The sequence below is a fragment of the Streptomyces sp. NPDC059917 genome, assembly GCF_042730635.1.
Lineage (GTDB): Bacteria > Actinomycetota > Actinomycetes > Streptomycetales > Streptomycetaceae > Streptomyces.
In genome coordinates this window covers 1-16,673 of the sequence record NZ_JBHWLC010000126.1, presented here as the reverse complement: position 1 = coordinate 16,673, position 16,673 = coordinate 1, and the positions used below count along the sequence as shown (strand labels likewise).

Below are 16,673 nucleotides of genomic sequence, written 5' to 3'. Positions count from 1 at the left end.
CCCCCGCTCCGGCCCCGGCCCCCGCCGCCGCGCCGGCGCCCGCGCCGCTGCCCGTGCCCGAGGCCGTACGCCCGCCCGCACCCGCACCGGTCGCACCGGCACCGGCCGCCCCCGCGGCGGACCAGCCCCCGGCCGCTCCCGCGGGTGACGCCCCGATCCACCTGCTCCCGGCACCGGTACCCGCGCCCGCCCCCGAGCGCCCCGCGGTCACCCTCCCGGCACCCGCCCCGCAGACCCCGGCCCGCGCCCCCATGGGAGCGCCGATGCTGGCCGAGACGGGAGCGGGCCAGCCCGCGGCGGCCGCGGCCCTCGCCGCCGCCCTGCTGCTCGGCGGTTCGATCCTTTACCGGAGGTCCCGCGTCTCTTGACCGGGAGCGGTCCGGGACGGAGCGGTAATCAGAAAAGATTCGAAAAGACATCGGCCGGAGAATCCTGATCGGATTCTCCGGCCGATTTCGTTCGCCCCGCGTTCGAGGAACTTGCGGACAATTCGGGCGACAGAGTTTCCGCAGCCCGAAGGAATCGTTACCCAGGGCGAAAGTGACGCGACGGTCGTCACTGGAAAAGGATTTCGATAATGAAGTACACGAAGGTCGCCGCTGTGATCGCCGGCTCCGTCGCCGCCCTCGGCGCCGCGACCCCCGCCTTCGCCGCCGAGGCCGGCGCGATGCCTCCCATGAGCCTCACGGGCGGGGTCACCGAGGTCCTCAACGCGGCCGCCCCCGTCTCCGCCTCGCTCCCCCAGACGGTGGGCAACGGGCTGGCCGAGCAGGGCGACACGGTCGGCAAGGTGGTGGGCACCGCGCAGAAGGTGAACCAGCTGCGCAACGCGGGGCCGACCGAGGCACTGGGCGCCGCCAACGGCGTCACCAAGCTGACGCCGATGCTGGGTGGCGTGAAGCTCAACAACGGCCACAACTGACGCCGTCGCACTCCCCGCGCACCAACGACCGTGGGCGCCACCGGCGATGCCGGTGGCGCCCACGGTCACATGCGGTGACTGACGTCAGTCGTTGACGCAGACCGAGCCGAACGCCGGGTTCAGCAGGCCGATGACGTTCACGGAGTTACCGCAGACGTTGACCGGAACGTGGACCGGGACCTGGGCGAGGTTGCCCGACAGGACACCGGGGGAACCCACGGCCGCGCCCTCGGCCGAGGAGTCGGCGGCGGCGGAACCGGCGGCACCGGCCGCGGCGAGACCAGCGGCGGCCATGACCAGGGCGGCCTTCTTGGCAGAGTTCATGGGAATTGCACCTTCTGTTCGATGTCCTGCCCCGAACCGGGGCTCACAACGAACGAAACGCCTCAACTCCCCGGACGACACGGCTCCGAACAGAATCAGACCTGTTCAGAGCAATAGTCGTAACCGCGACGCGACATCCGCCCCGGTATGGGACTAGCGGAAGGGTACGTCCGGGATCTCTGGAATGTCCGGTACCTCGGGCACCAGCTTCTCCACCGGCGGCACCGCGGGAACGGCCGGGACCGCCGGCACTCCCGGTACAGCGGGAACGGCGGGGACCGCCGGGACCGCGGGGACGGCCGGGACCGCGGGGACGGCCGGGAGCTTGGGGAGCGTGGGGAGCTTGATCTCCGGGAGCTTCGGCTGCTGGATGGGGGGCAGCTTCACGCCCGGCACCTCCGGCAGCTTGATCTCGGGGATCTTGATCATCCCGGAGAGGGACGCGAGCAGGTCCGTGAGGGTCTTGGTCAGGCCCGCGAGCAGGTCGTCGATGGGACCGGCCGCCGCCACGCGCTCGTCGATCTGCCGCTGGGCCGCGGCGACCCGCTCGGTGAGCGCGGCACCCCTCTCACCGTCGAGGGCGCTCGCCGGGGCCGCGGCACCGAACAGTATGGCCGCGGTGACGGCCGCCGGGACGAGGACGCGGACGCGGGACGCCTTGGTGGGGTGCATGGCGGTTCCTTCGGATGGTCGGACCGAATCGGACCATGTCAGTCCGGTTCTATTACCCACCGTGCTAATAGGTTCTACGGACCGCAACAGGATCATGAACCACTGCGGGCTGCGTACGGGCTTCGCGCAGGCGTCCGGGGCGCTCTCACCCGGGCTGGGGAAATCCCGCGCCGGAACGGGCCGTTTGAGTGAAGCAGCGGAACCAACCCCCCGACCGGGCAGTTGATCAGGGCGCTCCACTAGCGGGCACTCGTGCGACAAAAGGAACATGATGAACAAGCTCGTCCAGGCCACCCTGATCGGCGCGTCCGTGCTCACCGCGGGTGTCGCCACGGCCGCCCCGGCCCTGGCCATCGGCAACGACAACGGCGTGAACACCGTGAACGGCAACGGCGCCTCCCAGGTCTACGGCAACCAGAAGACCACGGGCGACATGAGCCCGCAGCTCAGCCTGGTCCAGGGCTCCGCCAACAAGCCCTGCATCGGCCTGCCGGCCAAGATCAACGCCCAGTCGCTGGTGGCCCTGGTCAACGTCGGCGTCCAGGACATCAACGTCCTGTCCAACCCGATGAACCAGCAGTGCACCGAGAACTCCACCCAGGCCAAGGGCGACGAGTCCCTCTCGCACATCCTGGACAACATCCCGGTCCTCTCGGGCAACCTGTCCGCGGGCAGCTGATCACCGCACTCGATTCCGGTCCGGGCCCCCGCGCCCGTGGAGCGAAGTGACAGGGCCCCGGCAGCTTCCAGCTGCCGGGGCCCTCGCCCGTCCACCGCCCGCCGACCGGGCGGACCCGATCAACCGGTCCAGAAGTCCCACCAGCGGGTGAGGATCAGCATCCCGATCACGCCGACGTGCAGGGCGGGCGGAGCCCAACCGAACTCGGCGAAGAAGCTCTTGACCGGGCCCGGCGCGGGCAGCACCGCGGTGCGGACGTTGTGCGCGGTGACGGCCCAGAACATCACCAGCGTCGCCACCCAGGCCGAACAGCACCACAGGCACAGCGCGTTGATCTCGTAGAGCGACTGAACCATCAGCCAGGTGCAGAAGCCGACGCCGAACAAGGTCCCGGCGTTGAGCCCGAGCCAGAACCAGCCACGGTGGCGGGCGCCCGCGAGGACGGCCATGCCGACGCAGAGCACGACGGCATAACACGCGAGGCCGAGCATGGGGTTGGGGAAGCCGAAAGCAGCCGCCTGCTCGCTCTGCATCACGCTGCCGCAGGAGACCACCGGGTTGAGGCTGCACGCGGGCTTGAAGTCCGGGTCCTCCAGCAGGAGGAACTTGTCGAGGGTGATCACCCACGAGGCGAGCAGCCCGGCCGCCCCGGTGAGAACCAGCAGCCAGGCGAGTCCGCGGGGGGCCGCGATCCGTTCGTCCGGCTCGCCTTCATGTGGAGCGCGGGGCTGCCCCTGCTGGCGGGGGACGCCCACTGTATTCGTTGCCATACGGCCCATAGTCCCGCACTTCGCCACCGATCATGGCGAACCATGGCTATCCGTACGCAAGTTGACCGGATGGAGTGCCGGGAACCCCAGGCACTTCCCGGACGTTTTACCGAACCCCGGACGTGATGTCCGAACCAGGGGCTACGTTGAGCTTCCGTGACGTAACAAGCTGCGACGGCCTGGAGACCCACCTTGAGCGATCCGTACGAGACAACCGAGGCGCACCTCGAGCGACTCCTGGGCCGCGCCCTCAACTCTTTCGACCTCCCGGACCGGCTGGTCGAGCGCCTCGGCACGGCGCTCGCCCACAGCTCCTCGCTCCACAGCACGCAGCACGGCCCGGCGGCGGGCCGCTGGCGTGAGACCCATCGGCACGCCTACCTGCTCGCCGACGGCGAGCCCGCGACGCTGTGGGAGCTCGTGTACCGCCTGGAGCACGATCGCGCGACCCGGCACGAGGTGTTCGTCAGCAAGGCGGAGGCCGCGCTGGCGGCGGTCCGGCTGTTCGGCGAGGACCCGGCCGCGGCGCGGGACTTCACACTGATGGAGGAAGCCGAGGACGAGCTCGGTGACCACGGCGCGCTCAGCGCCCTCTTCGCCGCCTCCTCCCCGGTCCAGCAGCACCGGGAGTACGCGGTGGAGCAGTCGGCCGACCACGCCCGCCGGGTGCTGCGCCGGGCGGAGAACGCCGACCGGCCGGGCGAGGCGGTCGCACGGCGGCTGACCTCGGCGTACGCGCACCGGATCACCCAGGCGTTCGGTACCCGGCAGTGCCTCGCGGACGGCCGGGGCGCCGGTTTCAGCCTCTACGAACACGCCTTCGTCCTGCTCGACGGGAGCGAGCTGAGCCTGTGGGAGGTCGAGCACACGGCCACGCCGGACGGGCGGCACATGTGCGAGGTCTACGAGACGGAAACGGCCGCGCGCGGAGCCATGGAGCTCCGCGCGCGGGTGAGGTGAGCCGGGTCCCGGCCACCGGTCGGTTCAGGCGGCGACCGGGACCTCCGCTTCGGTGACGGCGCCGGTGGCCGCCGGGGCCGGGCGGCGCATGCCCTTGAGGAGGACCACCAGGCCCGCGGCGACGCAGGTGCCGGCGGCGATCGCGATCAGGTAGAGCAGCGGGTTGCCGATCAGCGGGATGACGAAGATGCCGCCGTGCGGGGCCCGCAGCGTGCACTCGAAGGCCATCGAGAGGGCGCCCGTGACCGCGCCGCCCGCCATGGCGGCCGGGATCACCCGGAGCGGGTCGGCCGCGGCGAAGGGGATGGCCCCCTCGCTGATGAACGAGGCGCCCAGGAACCAGGCGGCCTTGCCGTTCTCGCGCTCGGTCGCGGAGAAGAGCTTGCCGCGCACGGTGGTGGCCAGTGCCATGGCGAGCGGCGGCACCATGCCCGCGGCCATCACGGCGGCCATGACCTTCAGGCTGCCCTCGTTGGGGGTGGCGAGGCCGCCGATGGCGAAGGCGTACGCGACCTTGTTGAGCGGACCGCCGAGGTCGAAGCACATCATCAGGCCGAGGACCACGCCGAGGATGATCGCGTTGGCGCCGGAGAGGCCGGACAGCCAGTCGGTCAGGGCCTGCTGGAGCGAGGCGACGGGCTTGCCGACGACGAGGAACATCAGGAAGGCGGTCACCGCCGAGCCGATCAGCGGCAGGACCACCACGGGCATGATCCCGCGCATCGCGGCCGGTACCTTCGCCCGCTGGACGGCGAGGACCGTGCCACCGGCGATCAGACCGGCGATCAGACCGCCGAGGAAGCCGGCGTTGATGGTGAGCGCCACGGCGCCGCCGACGAAGCCGGGGACCAGGCCCGGGCGGTCGGCCATGCCGTAGGCGATGTAGCCGGCGAGGACCGGGACGAGGAAGCCGAAGGCGAGGCCGCCGGTCTGGAAGAGGAGGGCCGCCCAGCTGGCGGACTCGGTCCACACGAAGTGCTCGGCGACGGAGGGCGCTTCGTTGATGCCGTAGCCGCCGATGGCGAAGGCGAGGGCGATCAGGAGACCGCCGGCGGCGACGAAGGGGACCATGTAGCTGACGCCGGACATGAGCCAGGTGCGGAGCTTCGCGCCGTAGCCCTCGCCGGGCTGTCCGGCCACCTGCTCGACGGGGGTCGGTGCGGTGTCGCCGGTGTCGCCGCGGGCGGCCTTGTCGCGGGCCTCCGCGAGGAGTTCGGCGGGGCGGTTGATCCCGGCCTTCACGCCGACGTCGACGGTGGGCTTCCCCGCGAAGCGGGCGCGGTCGCGGACGGGCACGTCGTGGGCGAGGACGACCGCGTCGGCGGCCGCGATGTCGGCGGGGGCCAGGGCGGTGAAACCGGCCGAGCCCTGTGTCTCGACGAGGAGCTCGATGCCGGCGGCCTCGGCGGCGCGCTGGAGGGATTCGGCGGCCATGTAGGTGTGCGCGATCCCGGTCGGACAGGACGTGACGGCCACGACCTTGAACCCACCCACAGCCTGCCCGCCACTTTCAGCCTGCCCGGCGTTTGAGGGCCCGCCGGAGGCGACGTCGGACGGGGACGGGGACGGAGCCGACGACGCGGCCACCGTCCCGGGCTCCGCCCGGACCCGCGCCTCAAACGCCGGCGAGGCTGCAACTGCCCCTGCCCCTGCCCCGGGGGCGGTCGTGGCCGGGGGGGCTATGAGGGTGGCGGCTTCGGTCGGGGAGGTGGCGGCGCGCAGGGCGGCCACGAAGTCGGGCCGCATCAGGCGGCGGGCCAGGGACGACAGGATCGTCAGGTGCGCGTCATCGGCCCCCGCCGGCGCCGCGATCAGGAAGATCAGGTCCGCGGGCCCGTCCGGCGCCCCGAAGTCCACCCCCGCGGGGGCCCGCCCGAAGGCCAACGTCGCCGTCGCCACATGCGCACTGCGGCAGTGCGGGATGCCGATCCCGCCCTCCAGCCCGGTCGGCATCTGCGCCTCCCGCGCCGCCACGTCCGCGAGGAAGCCCTCCAGGTCCGTGACCCGGCCGAGCGCGGCCATGCGCAGGGCCAGGGCCCGGGCCGCCGCTTCCTTGGAGTCGGCCGCGAGGTCGAGGTCGACCAGCTCCGCGGTGATCATCGTGGTCGTCTCGCTCATCGCTCGTCGCTCCGTTCGGACAGCGGAAGGTCCAGGGGGACGTCCCGGGTGACGCGGACCGCGTCGGGGCGCAGGTCCGCGGGGGTCGGCATGGCGCTGCCGGGGAGCTGGACCGCGGCCGCGCCGTGGGCCAGGGCCGAGGCGAGGGCCTCGGGCCCCGTACCGCCCGCGATCAGGAAGCCGGCCAGGGAGGCGTCACCGGCGCCCACGTTGCTGCGTACCGCCGAGACGGCCGCCGTGCCGTAGTGCGTGCCGTCGGCCTCGACCAGGAGCTGGCCGTCCGCGCCGAGGGAGGCCAGTACCGCTCGGGCGCCCCGGGCCCGCAGCTCCTCGGCGGCCTCGACCACGTCGCCCAGGGTGGCCAGCGGTCGGCCCACGGCCGCCGCGAGCTCCTCGACATTGGGCTTGATGACGTCCGGGCGGGCGGCGAGCGCGGCCGTCAGGGCCGGGCCGGAGGTGTCGAGCGCGATCCGGGCGCCCGCCGCGTGCGCCCGGTCGACCAGCTCGGCGTACCACTCGGGGGCGAGGCCCCGCGGGAGGCTGCCGCAGCAGGCGATCCAGTCGGCGCCGGTGGAGCAGCCGCGGACGGTCTCCAGGAGCAGCGCGGCTTCGGCCCCGCTGAGTTCGGGACCGGCCGCGTTGATCTTCGTCAGGGTGCCGTCGGGTTCGGCGACGGAGATGTTGGAGCGGGTCTGGCCCGTGATGGCGACCGCGGTGACGTCCACGCCCTGGGCGTCGAGGAGTTCGGCGATGAGCGTGCCGGGGGCGCCGCCCAGCGGGAGGACCGCCGTCGTACGGACGCCCGCGGCCGCGACGGCCCGGGAGACGTTGACCCCCTTGCCCCCGGGGTCGACCCGCTCGGCGGTGGCCCGGAGCACTTCGCCCCGGTCCAGCGCGGGGACCTCGTACGTCCGGTCCAGGGAGGGGTTGGGGGTGACGGTGAGGATCATACGAGCACGACTTCCGTACCGGCGGCCTCGATCGCCGCCTTGTCTTCGAGGGCCAGGCCCCGGTCCGTGATGAGGAGGTCCACCTCGGCGAAGGTGCCGAAGCGGGCGAACTGTTCCTGCCCGGACTTCGAGGAGTCGGCCAGGACGACGACGCGGCGGGCGGCCGCGACGGCGGCGCGCTTGACCGCGGCTTCGGCGAGGTCGGGGGTGGTGAGCCCGCCGTGCGCGGTGAAGCCGTTCGTCGCGAGGAAGAGGACGTCGGCGCGGACCTCGGCGTAGGCGCGCAGCGCCCAGGCGTCGACGGCGGCGCGCGTGCGGTGGCGGACCCGGCCGCCGACCAGGTGCAGGTCGATGCCGGTGTGGTCGGCGAGCCGGGCGGCGACGGGCAGCGCGTGGGTGACCACCGTGAGCGCGGTGTCGACCGGGATGGCGGCCGCGAGGCGGGCGACGGTGCTGCCGGCGTCGAGGATCACGCTGCCGCCGTCGGGGAGCTCGGCGAGGGCGGCGGCCGCGATCCGGTCCTTCTCGTCGGCGGCGGTGGACTCGCGCTCGGTGAGGTCGGGCTCGAAGTCCAGGCGGCCGGCCGGGATGGCCCCGCCGTGGACGCGGCGGACGAGCCCGGCCCGGTCCAGTGCGGTGAGGTCGCGGCGCACCGTCTCGGCGGTGACCTGGAACTGCTCGGCGAGGGAGAGCACGTCGACCCGGCCCGCCTCGCGGGCGAGGCGGAGGATCTCCTGCTGGCGCTCCGGTGCGTACATGTGGGTTTACGTCCGTTCGATGCCCGACTCAGTGGGTTCCCCTGTACCGTACGCCCGAATCAATGAGCAAACAAACAAAAACGGGCATGCCCGCCAACAAAGGCGGACATGCCCGTGAAGTGGAGCCGGACGGCCTAGGAGACCGGGACCTTCTCCAGGGCGACCTGACCGTCGCCGTCGGCGCTCCCGCCGTCAGCGCCGGCGCCCTCGCCCTCGTGGGAGGGTCCGGCCTGCTTGCGCGGCAGCGCGAACATCACCGCGAAGATCACGACGAGGACCGCGACCACCCACCACAGCGCACTGCGGAAGGCCTCGACGTACTGCGGCCCGAAGACCGCGTCGTTCTCGATCACGCCGAAGTAGACGACCGAGGTGAGGCCGAGGCCGAGCGCGTTGCCCATCTGGTTGGTGGTGTTGATCAGACCGGAGGCGGAGCCGGCGTGCTCGCGCGGCACCTCCGAGAGGACCGCGTCGGTCAGCGGGGCCACGATCAGCCCCATGCCGAGGCCCATCACCACGAGCGGCGCGGCCATCTGCCAGGAGGCGATCTCCATGCCGTAGTGCTTCGACTCCCAGATGTAGAGGAGCAGACCGGCGGCCATCGTCAGGGCGCCCGCCTGGAGCACCTTGCGGCCGAAGCGCGGCACCAGCTTCTGCACGGACAGACCGGCGGCGGCCGAGACGGCGATGGAGAAGGGGATGCCGGTGGTGCCCGCGCGCAGGGCGCTCCAGCCGAGGCCCATCTGCATGTAGAGCGTCCAGACCAGGAAGAAGATGCCGGTCGCGATGCCGAAGGTGAGCTGGACGGCGACGCCCGCCGCGAAGCTCTTGACCTTGAACAGGGACAGCTCGACGAGCGGCGAACCGTCCTTGCGGATCTTGTACTTCTCGTAGGCGATGAACCCGACGATCAGGAACGGGACCGCGCCCATGCACAGGAAGCCCCACAGCGGCCAGCCGTTCTCGCGGCCCTGGGTGAGGGGGTAGATCAGCATGACCATGCCCGCGGTGGCGATGAGGACGCCGACCAGGTCGAGGCGCAGGGCCTTGGGGGCCTTGGACTCGGTGATGAACTTGCGGCCGAGGATCACGCCCGCGATGCCGACCGGCAGGTTGATCAGGAAGATCGGGCGCCATTCGAGGCCGAAGATGTTCCACTCGGTGAGCAGCGCGCCGAGCATGGGGCCGGAGACGGCGCCGAGGCCGACGATCGCGCCGAACATGCCGAAGACCTTGCCGCGCTCGTGCGGCGGGAAGGTGACGTGGATGATGGCCAGCACCTGCGGGACCATCATGGCGGCCATCGAGCCCTGGAGCAGGCGGGAGGTGACGAGCATGGCCGGGTTGGCGGCGATGCCGCACAGCAGCGACGCGGCGGTGAAGCCCGCTATGCCGATGAGGAAGACGCGCTTGCGTCCGTAGATGTCACCGAGGCGGCCACCGGTGATCAGGCCGGCGGCGAAGGCGAGCGCGTAGCCCGCGGTGATCCACTGGATGGCGCTGGTCGAGGCGTGCAGGTCGCCCCGCATGCTGGGTATCGCGATGTTGACGATCGTCACGTCGACCAGGTCCATGAAGGCCGCGGTCATGACGATGGCGAGGGCCAGCCAGCGCCTGCGGTCCGCCGTGGCGTCCAGCGGGGCGTCGTCCCACCCCTCGGCCGACTTCCGTTCTGCTGGTTCGGGCCCGGTCTCGTTCTCGGGCGATGTCTTGGATGTCTCCGTGCTCATGAGGAGAAACCTAGACGGCATGTAGGTCAGTTGGTGTCCTATTTCCCTGGCAATCTGGATTGCATGACCGACACCCCGGCACGGCTGCTGACCCTGCTGTCCCTGCTCCAGACTCCCCGCGAATGGCCCGGGAGCGAGCTGGCGGACCGGCTCGGGGTCAGCTCCAGAACCATCCGCCGCGACATCGACCGGCTCCGGGACCTGGGGTACCCGGTGGAGGCCACGCTGGGCGCGGAGGGCGGGTACCGGCTGGTGGCGGGGGCGGCGATGCCGCCGCTGGTGCTGGACGACGAGGAGGCGGTGGCCATCGCGGTGGGGCTGCGGGCCGGGGCCGGGCACGCGATCGAGGGGGTCGAGGAGGCGTCCGTACGGGCGCTGGCCAAGCTGGAGCAGGTGCTGCCCTCGCGGCTGCGGCACCGGGTCAGCTCCTTGCAGTCGGCGACGGTCGCGCTGACCCGGGGGGACGGGGCCAGCATCGACCCGCGGACGCTGACGACGATCGCCTCGGCGACGGCCGGGCAGGAGCGGCTGCGGTTCGCCTACCGGGCGGCGGACGGCGTCGGGACGCGGCGGCTGGTGGAGCCGAACCGGCTGGTGAGCACCGGGCGGCGGTGGTACCTGGTCGCCTTCGACCTGGACCGGGACGACTGGCGGACCTTCCGGGTGGACCGGGTGAGCGAGCCCTTCCCGACGGGGGCCAGGTTCGCGCCGCGGGAGCTGCCGATGGACGCCGTGGCCTTCGTGGAGCGGGGGCTGCGGCACGGGCCCGGGGCCACGTACGAGGTGGAGCTGCGCTTCGCGACGGCGCCGGAGGCGGTGCCGGGGTGGGTGGGGGTCGCGGAGGCGGAGCCTGGCGGGGGGTGTCGGGTGCGGTTCGCCTGCGGCGACGCGCCCGAGTGGCTCGCGGCGCGGCTCGCCCTGACGGGTCTGCCGTTCACGGTCGTGTCCCCCGCGTCCCTGGCGGCCACGGCCCGCGCCCTCGGCACCCGCCTCACGGCCTCGGCCGCGGCCTCCTAGGGGGGCGGGCGGGCTGTGCCCTCAATCGCCGGGCGGGCTTGATCATGTCTCCGGTGGCCGGCCGAGTGCGCGCCCGCGGCCCGCATCCGCCTCCGGCGGGCCCTCAAACGCCGGGCAGGCTGAATTGGCCCCGGGCCGGTCGAACCCAGCTTGCCCAGCGATTGAGGGCGCAGCCCTCCCACACGGGCGGCCCCGGTCGAGCGGAGGCAAACCCAGCCCGCCCGGCGTTTGAGGGCATGGCCGAGGCGCGGGGGCGGGCAAGGGGGAGCCCCGACACCTGGGGGAATAGGGGTCGGGGCTGTGTGGGGGGTTACGCGACCGCGTCGAAGCCCGTGTCGCGGGCCATTCGCTTCAGCTCCAGGAGCGCGTGCTTCTCGATCTGCCGGATCCGCTCGCGCGTCAGCCCGTGCTGCTTGCCGACCTCGGTCAGCGTCCGCTCCCGCCCGTCCTCGATCCCGTACCGCATCTTGATGATCGAGGCGGTGCGCTGGTCGAGCTTGGCGATCAGGTCCTCCAGCTCCTCGCTCCGCAGCAGCGACATGACCGACTGCTCCGGCGAGACGGCGGAGGTGTCCTCCAGGAGGTCCCCGAACTGCGTGTCGCCCTCGTCGTCGACCGACATGTTCAGGCTGACCGGGTCGCGCGCCCAGTCCAGGACGTCACCGACGCGCTTCTCGGTGGTCTCCAGCTCGGCGGCGATCTCCGCGTGCTCCGGGTCCCGGCCGTTCTCCCGGTTGAACTCGCGCTGCACCCGGCGGATGCGGCCCAGCTCCTCCACGAGGTGCACGGGCAGCCGGATCGTGCGCGACTGGTCGGCGATGGAGCGGGTGACCGCCTGGCGGATCCACCACGTGGCGTACGTGGAGAACTTGAAGCCCTTGGCGTAGTCGAACTTCTCCACCGCGCGCACCAGGCCCGCGTTGCCCTCCTGGATCAGGTCGAGCAGGGGCAGGCCGCTGCGGGGATAGCGGCGGGCCACGGCGACCACGAGGCGCAGGTTGGAGCGGATGAAGACTTCCTTGGCGCGCTCGCCCTCGGCGGCGAGCACTTCCAGCTCCTCCGTCGTGGGAAGCGCCTTCTCCGCGCGCTCTATCCGGCCGTCGAGGATCTGCTGGGCGTACACGCCCGCCTCGATGATCTGGGAGAGCTCGACTTCCTTCGCCGCGTCGAGGAGCGGGGTGCGCGCGATCTCGTCCAGGTACATGCCGACCAGATCGCGATCGGCGATCTCCCCGCCCACGGCGCGCGCGCTGCTGGCACTGGAGGACTGACGACGGGCGACGGCGCGGGTTGCCATGCGTGCTCCCTAGCAATGAGTTCGGTCGCTGTGCGGCTGCTGCTGCTGGTGTGGCACTCTCCCGAGTACCCCCATCCGAAGGAAACAACGACTGGAATCGGGACAGAATTCCCGCGCCGCATCCCTTTTTCGAGATCTTGCAGTATCCTGCCCCGCCGCGAAGCGGTGCCGGAGTCCTCAGATCCCGCGGAGGCGCAGGTCAGGCCCGGAACCGAGACCGCCCGGAGCGCGCGGTCAGCGCCGCCCCCGGCTGCACTTCCACCCGTGAAGACGGCCCGCACCGGGTTCTGGTTGCCTGCGGAGATGACCGGATTGTCCGATGGAGTCCCCCGGCGCCCCCCGGAGCACCCCGCCGCACCCCGCCGCCTCCCGGAAACGCCGCGACCCCACCCCGTTCGCGTGCGAACGGGGTGGGGTCGTCGTCATTCCGCAGTCGTTCCGCGCCCGGGCGTCAGTGCGCGATGACCGGGATCCTGTTCTCCGCCTCCGCGTCCGCGCCCTCACCGGTGGCCGTGGCCCCGGTGTCGGGACGGCCCGTGTTGATCAGGGTCAGCGCGATCAGCGAGCTGGCGACCAGGATGCCGACCGCCCACCAGATCGCCGAGGAGTAGCCCTCGACCATCGCGCGGGCCTGCACCAGCTTCGCGGCCGCGCCGCCACCGGCCGCCTCGGCGGCGTGCGCGGTGAGGTACGCCGTGGTGGCGGAGGCGGCGATCGTGTTCAGCAGTGCGGTGCCGATCGCGCCGCCGACCTGCTGCGAGGTGTTGACCATCGCGGAGGCCACACCGGCGTCGGCCGGGTTCACCCGGTACGTCGCCAGCGACATCGCCGGCATGAACGCGGAGCCCATGCCCAGACCCAGCAGCAGCTGCGCCGGGAGGATCAGCGCGGGGTAGGAGGAGTCCACTTCGAGCTGGGTCAGCAGCAGCATGCCGGAGGCCGCGACCAGGAAGCCGGGGCCCATCAGCAGCCGCGGCGGCACGCGGGTCATCAGACGGGCGCCGATCTGGGTGGAGCCCGTGATCATGCCCACGATCATCGGCAGGAAGGCGAAGCCGGTCTTGACCGGCGAGAAGCCCTTCACGACCTGGAGGTAGTACGTCAGGAAGAGGAACAGGCCGAACATCGCGATGACGGCCAGGCCCAGCGAGAGGTACACGCCGCCGCGGTTGCGGTCCATCAGGACGCGCAGCGGCAGCAGCGGGGACTTCACCTTGGACTCGATCAGGACGAAGGCGCCCAGCAGGACGGCCGAGCCGATGAAGAGGCCCAGGGTGAGCGGGTCGGTCCAGCCGTTCGACTCGGCGCGGGTGAACCCGTAGACGAGGGAGACGAGACCGAGGGTGGACAGGACCACGCCCGGGATGTCGAGCGCGGAGCGGTTGCGGGTGCCCGCGGGCTCCCGGATGACCATCCAGGCACCGACGGCCGCGATGATCGCGAACGGGATGTTGACGAAGAAGGTCCAGCGCCAGTTCAGGTACTCGGTGAGGAACCCGCCGAGGATCAGGCCGACGGCGCCGCCGCCGCCCGCGATCGCACCGTAGATGCCGAAGGCCTTCGCCCGCTCCTTGGCGTCGGTGAACATCACCGCGAGGAGGGAGAGGGCGGCGGGCGCGAGCAGCGCGCCGAAGGCACCCTGCAGGGCGCGGGCGCCGAGCATCATGGCCTCGCCGTTCGCGGCGCCGCCCAGCGCGGAGGCCAGGGCGAAGCCGATGAGGCCGACGATGAAGGCGTTCTTGCGGCCCCAGAGGTCGGCGATCCGGCCGCCGAAGAGCAGCAGTCCGCCGAAGGCGAGGGCGTAGGCGGTGATGACCCACTGGCGGTTGCCGTCGGAGATCCCGAGGTCCTGCTGGGCGGACGGAAGGGCGATGTTCACGATGGTCGCGTCGAGGACGACCATCAGCTGCGCCAGGGCTATGAAGACCAGCGCCCGCCAGCGACTGGGGTCAGCCTGAGGCAGGCTCGCGGCTGTTTTTGACATGGGGGTACCTATCTCACGGTGCGGAATGACGTAAAGGTGAATCGACTGGGGCGAACGAAGTGAAGCGGAGGGGAAGTGGACTAACCAGGCGAATGACTGCGTTCCGGGCAGTGTTCGACGCTAGTGGGAGCGACCCCGGGCGTCACATGGTTTTCTGCCTGAGGTCTTCGAGCGTGGCCGCGGATCCGGGCAGCACGGAGTGGCCCGGTGCCCGCAACCCGTCCAGGAAGAGCTGGAGATGGCGGTGCGCGAAGTGGTCCGCGTCGAGGCAGGCGACGCCCGGCAGCGGGCGGCTGAGCTGCGACAGCGCGACCATCAGGTCGCCCGCGGCGATGTCGGTGCGCACCAGCCCGGCGCGCTGGCCCGCCACCAGCAGCTCCTCCACGGCCTCGGCCAACGCGTCGCGCGCGGCGAGGAGTTCGGGGTTCTCGCGGTCGAAGTCCCCCGCGAGCATGGGACACAGGGCGCCGATCCGCTCGTCGGCGGCCGCGTGCGTGAAACGGCAGAGGGCCTCGAAGGCGTCCACCGGATCCGCCGCCGCGGGGTCCAGCGTCGCGGCCAGGGCGTCCTCGGCATGGGCGGCGACCCGGTCCATGACGAAGAGGACGACCCGGTGGACGAGGTCCGCCCGCTCGGGGAAGTGCCGGTAGAGGGTGGCGTTGCCGATTCCGGCGCGGCGCGCGATCTCGTCCAGCGGCGCGTGCGCGCCGAACTCGACGAACATCTCGCGGGCCGCCAGCAGGATCCGCTCGCGGTTGCGCACGGCGTCCGCCCGCGGGCGCGGCACCCGCTCGCCCGCGGCCCGCGCGGTGCACGGGGCGGGTGCGGCGGCGGCCTCCGAAAGGCTCGGCGCGGCGGTCGGGGCCGCGAGCTCCGCGGTCGGGGTGTTCGACGAACGCTTCACTCCTGGCCTCCCTGGTTCCCGGTTTCCGGTTCTTGCGCCTTCGGTAACCGGGGAGCCAGTCCCCGCTTACGTCGACTCACATGCAAACGGGGATTCCCTCCCCGGTTATTTCACCCCACCGTGTGACCTGGGTCACATCCCCTTCGGCCCCGCTCCGCCCGGATGGCCGCTCCCGACGCGCGGGCGCGCCGTACCCGTCAGAGGGTGGGCGCACAGAGCGCAGACCGGACCCGGCCGGCTGCCGCGGACCCGAAGGCGCTCTCCATGCCGCAGACCCGCCACCGGATACGCACACCCCGCCGCGCCAGTGCCTACGTCGGCCTCACCGCGCTCGCCATCGGCATCACGGCGACCGCGGGCGTCGGGATATCGAGCCGGACGCACACGGCGGCCGGCCCCGCGGCCACGACGAACGAATCGGCCCTCGCGCCCTGCCGGATCTCCGGCGCCATGGGCGTGCAGATGTCCGAGGGGCTGCCGACCGCACCCGGGTACTCCCGCTCGACCGGCGAGGTCCGCGCACTGAACCTGATGATCGACTTCCCGGACGCCAAGGGAGAGGGCCCGGCCCTGGACCGGCTGTCCGAGTTCTTCCCGCAGACCTCCGACTGGTTCCGCACCAGCTCCTACGGGCGACTCACCTACAAGCCCGAGGCCCCGATACGGACCTGGCTGCGGATGCCGATGCCCTTCGCGGCGTACGGCATCGAGCGCGGATCCGCCTACGAGCCCGGCTACCGCCAGCTCGTCGAGCACATAGCCCGGGCCGCGGACGCCCAGGTGGACTTCAGCCGGTACGACCTGATCAACATCCTGGTCACGCCGAACGCCGGACCGTCCGCCCTCGACACCGTGCTCTCGGTGACCTTCTCCGGCAACGGCGAGGCCCCGGTCGCCGACGGCGTGCCGCTGGCGAACACGTCCTTCGTCTACAGCCGCCAGGACGACGGCTCCGGCTCGTACCGCGAGACGGGCTACCGGGTGCTCCCCCACGAGAACGGCCACGTCTTCGGGCTCCCCGACCTCTACACCCAGGACGGCGGGGGCAGCGTCGGCCACTGGGACATCATGAGCGAGGACTGGGGGTCCAACAACGACCTGCTGGGCTGGCACAAGTGGAAGCTCGGCTGGCTGGACACCAACCAGATCAGCTGCGCCGCCAAGTCCGGCACCAGCGACCACATCCTGTCCCCGCTCGGCATCGAGGGCGGGGTGAAGCTGGCCTTCGTACCGACCTCGGAGAGCGCGGGCTACGCCGTCGAGGTCCGCACCCAGGCCGGGAACGACGAGGCCGTCTGCAAGCCCGGGGTCCTCATCTACAAGGTGGACTCCGAGGTGGACACGGGCCGCGGCCCGGTCACCGTCGCCGACAGCGCGGCCGCCAGCGGCGGCTGCACCCGGCGGGCCAACGTGCACGGCGAACTCTCGGACGCGCCCTACAAGCCGGGCGAGACCTTCACCGACTCGGCGGCGGGCATCAGCATCTCGGTGGTCGGTGAGCTGCGCACCGGCAAGTACCAGGTCCGCATCACCCGTCCCTAGGGCGGGCGGGTGATGCGGGGCGCGGCCTGCCCGCCGGACCCGACAC

15 protein-coding genes and 1 pseudogene are annotated in these 16,673 nt (G+C 72.0%); 6 read left to right on the top strand and 10 right to left on the bottom strand.

The genetic code is table 11. The features are described from left to right. A pseudogene (locus tag ACFWAR_RS37440) lies at positions 1–368 on the top strand (hypothetical protein); the annotation flags it as partial. 209 nt (positions 369–577) lie between these two features. After that, entirely contained in the window at positions 578–922 is a 345-nt protein-coding gene (locus ACFWAR_RS37435) for a hypothetical protein (RefSeq protein ID WP_385787598.1), read from the top strand. Positions 923–1,006: 84 nt separating this feature from the next. On the opposite strand, the gene ACFWAR_RS37430 is transcribed toward ACFWAR_RS37435, so the two are convergent. After that, a complete protein-coding gene (locus ACFWAR_RS37430) occupies positions 1,007–1,246 on the bottom strand; it encodes a chaplin (protein ID WP_354380449.1) in 240 nt (79 codons plus the stop codon). Between the two features lie 153 nt (positions 1,247–1,399). Next, positions 1,400–1,918 (bottom strand): hypothetical protein, encoded by a 519-nt coding sequence (locus ACFWAR_RS37425; RefSeq protein WP_385787595.1) that lies wholly within the window; start codon positions 1,916–1,918, stop codon positions 1,400–1,402. A gap of 271 nt (positions 1,919–2,189) precedes the next feature. Here ACFWAR_RS37425 and ACFWAR_RS37420 point away from each other — a divergent pair, with 271 nt between their 5' ends. Beyond that, the gene (locus tag ACFWAR_RS37420; RefSeq protein WP_385787603.1) at positions 2,190–2,597 is read left to right on the top strand and encodes a rodlin; all 408 of its coding nucleotides are present in this window, start codon (positions 2,190–2,192) and stop codon (positions 2,595–2,597) included. A 119-nt stretch (positions 2,598–2,716) separates the two neighbouring features. On the opposite strand, the gene ACFWAR_RS37415 is transcribed toward ACFWAR_RS37420, so the two are convergent. After that, positions 2,717–3,367, bottom strand: coding sequence for a vitamin K epoxide reductase family protein (locus ACFWAR_RS37415; RefSeq protein WP_385787592.1), 651 nt, complete (start codon positions 3,365–3,367; stop codon positions 2,717–2,719). A gap of 192 nt (positions 3,368–3,559) precedes the next feature. On the opposite strand from ACFWAR_RS37415, the gene ACFWAR_RS37410 reads away from it, so the two are divergent. Further along, positions 3,560–4,327, top strand: a complete 768-nt coding sequence (locus tag ACFWAR_RS37410) for a DUF6227 family protein (protein ID WP_385787589.1) — start codon at positions 3,560–3,562, stop codon at positions 4,325–4,327. Positions 4,328–4,351: 24 nt separating this feature from the next. Here the strand turns inward: ACFWAR_RS37410 and ACFWAR_RS37405 are convergent, their stop codons facing one another. From ACFWAR_RS37405 to ACFWAR_RS37390, 4 genes are all read right to left on the bottom strand, one after another. Further along, the gene (locus ACFWAR_RS37405; protein WP_385787586.1) at positions 4,352–6,445 is read right to left on the bottom strand and encodes a fructose-specific PTS transporter subunit EIIC; all 2,094 of its coding nucleotides are present in this window, start codon (positions 6,443–6,445) and stop codon (positions 4,352–4,354) included. Then, the gene (gene pfkB / locus ACFWAR_RS37400; RefSeq protein ID WP_385787583.1) at positions 6,442–7,395 is read right to left on the bottom strand and encodes a 1-phosphofructokinase; all 954 of its coding nucleotides are present in this window, start codon (positions 7,393–7,395) and stop codon (positions 6,442–6,444) included. The genes ACFWAR_RS37405 and pfkB overlap by 4 nt, the downstream gene beginning before the upstream one ends. Continuing rightward, entirely contained in the window at positions 7,392–8,153 is a 762-nt protein-coding gene (locus ACFWAR_RS37395) for a DeoR/GlpR family DNA-binding transcription regulator (RefSeq protein ID WP_385787580.1), read from the bottom strand. Before ACFWAR_RS37395 ends, pfkB begins: the two co-directional genes overlap by 4 nt. Before the next feature lie 134 nt (positions 8,154–8,287). Next, positions 8,288–9,883, bottom strand: coding sequence for an MFS transporter (locus ACFWAR_RS37390; protein WP_385787577.1), 1,596 nt, complete (start codon positions 9,881–9,883; stop codon positions 8,288–8,290). Positions 9,884–9,946: 63 nt separating this feature from the next. Here ACFWAR_RS37390 and ACFWAR_RS37385 point away from each other — a divergent pair, with 63 nt between their 5' ends. Then, the gene (locus ACFWAR_RS37385; RefSeq protein ID WP_385787574.1) at positions 9,947–10,900 is read left to right on the top strand and encodes a helix-turn-helix transcriptional regulator; all 954 of its coding nucleotides are present in this window, start codon (positions 9,947–9,949) and stop codon (positions 10,898–10,900) included. Positions 10,901–11,210: 310 nt separating this feature from the next. Here the strand turns inward: ACFWAR_RS37385 and ACFWAR_RS37380 are convergent, their stop codons facing one another. From ACFWAR_RS37380 to ACFWAR_RS37370, 3 genes are all read right to left on the bottom strand, one after another. Further along, positions 11,211–12,197: an RNA polymerase sigma factor RpoD/SigA gene (locus ACFWAR_RS37380; RefSeq protein WP_385787572.1), complete on the bottom strand. Its 987-nt coding sequence runs from the start codon at positions 12,195–12,197 to the stop codon at positions 11,211–11,213. Between the two features lie 451 nt (positions 12,198–12,648). After that, positions 12,649–14,181 carry an MFS transporter gene (locus tag ACFWAR_RS37375; RefSeq protein ID WP_385787570.1) on the bottom strand — a complete coding sequence of 511 codons (1,533 nt, stop codon included), beginning with the start codon at positions 14,179–14,181 and terminating at the stop codon, positions 12,649–12,651. 142 nt (positions 14,182–14,323) lie between these two features. Beyond that, the gene (locus ACFWAR_RS37370) at positions 14,324–14,968 is read right to left on the bottom strand and encodes a TetR/AcrR family transcriptional regulator (RefSeq protein ID WP_385787600.1); all 645 of its coding nucleotides are present in this window, start codon (positions 14,966–14,968) and stop codon (positions 14,324–14,326) included. A gap of 381 nt (positions 14,969–15,349) precedes the next feature. Between ACFWAR_RS37370 and ACFWAR_RS37365 the strand changes: the two genes are divergently transcribed. Further along, complete coding sequence (locus tag ACFWAR_RS37365) at positions 15,350–16,627, top strand: M6 family metalloprotease domain-containing protein (protein WP_385787567.1); 1,278 nt, start codon at positions 15,350–15,352, stop codon at positions 16,625–16,627. Positions 16,628–16,673: the final 46 nt, after the last annotated feature.

Excerpts from the sequence above, each read along its gene's own strand:
- ACFWAR_RS37435 (WP_385787598.1), top strand. The coding sequence starts at position 578 with ATGAAGTACACGAAGGTCGCCGCTGTGATCGCCGGCTCCGTCGCCGCC.
- ACFWAR_RS37430 (WP_354380449.1), bottom strand. The coding sequence starts at position 1,246 with ATGAACTCTGCCAAGAAGGCCGCCCTGGTCATGGCCGCCGCTGGTCTC.
- ACFWAR_RS37425 (WP_385787595.1), bottom strand. The coding sequence starts at position 1,918 with ATGCACCCCACCAAGGCGTCCCGCGTCCGCGTCCTCGTCCCGGCGGCC.
- ACFWAR_RS37420 (WP_385787603.1), top strand. The coding sequence starts at position 2,190 with ATGAACAAGCTCGTCCAGGCCACCCTGATCGGCGCGTCCGTGCTCACC.
- ACFWAR_RS37415 (WP_385787592.1), bottom strand. The coding sequence starts at position 3,367 with ATGGCAACGAATACAGTGGGCGTCCCCCGCCAGCAGGGGCAGCCCCGC.
- ACFWAR_RS37405 (WP_385787586.1), bottom strand. The coding sequence starts at position 6,445 with ATGAGCGAGACGACCACGATGATCACCGCGGAGCTGGTCGACCTCGAC.
- pfkB (WP_385787583.1), bottom strand. The coding sequence starts at position 7,395 with ATGATCCTCACCGTCACCCCCAACCCCTCCCTGGACCGGACGTACGAG.
- ACFWAR_RS37395 (WP_385787580.1), bottom strand. The coding sequence starts at position 8,153 with ATGTACGCACCGGAGCGCCAGCAGGAGATCCTCCGCCTCGCCCGCGAG.
- ACFWAR_RS37390 (WP_385787577.1), bottom strand. The coding sequence starts at position 9,883 with ATGAGCACGGAGACATCCAAGACATCGCCCGAGAACGAGACCGGGCCC.
- ACFWAR_RS37385 (WP_385787574.1), top strand. The coding sequence starts at position 9,947 with ATGACCGACACCCCGGCACGGCTGCTGACCCTGCTGTCCCTGCTCCAG.
- ACFWAR_RS37380 (WP_385787572.1), bottom strand. The coding sequence starts at position 12,197 with ATGGCAACCCGCGCCGTCGCCCGTCGTCAGTCCTCCAGTGCCAGCAGC.
- ACFWAR_RS37375 (WP_385787570.1), bottom strand. The coding sequence starts at position 14,181 with ATGTCAAAAACAGCCGCGAGCCTGCCTCAGGCTGACCCCAGTCGCTGG.
- ACFWAR_RS37365 (WP_385787567.1), top strand. The coding sequence starts at position 15,350 with ATGCCGCAGACCCGCCACCGGATACGCACACCCCGCCGCGCCAGTGCC.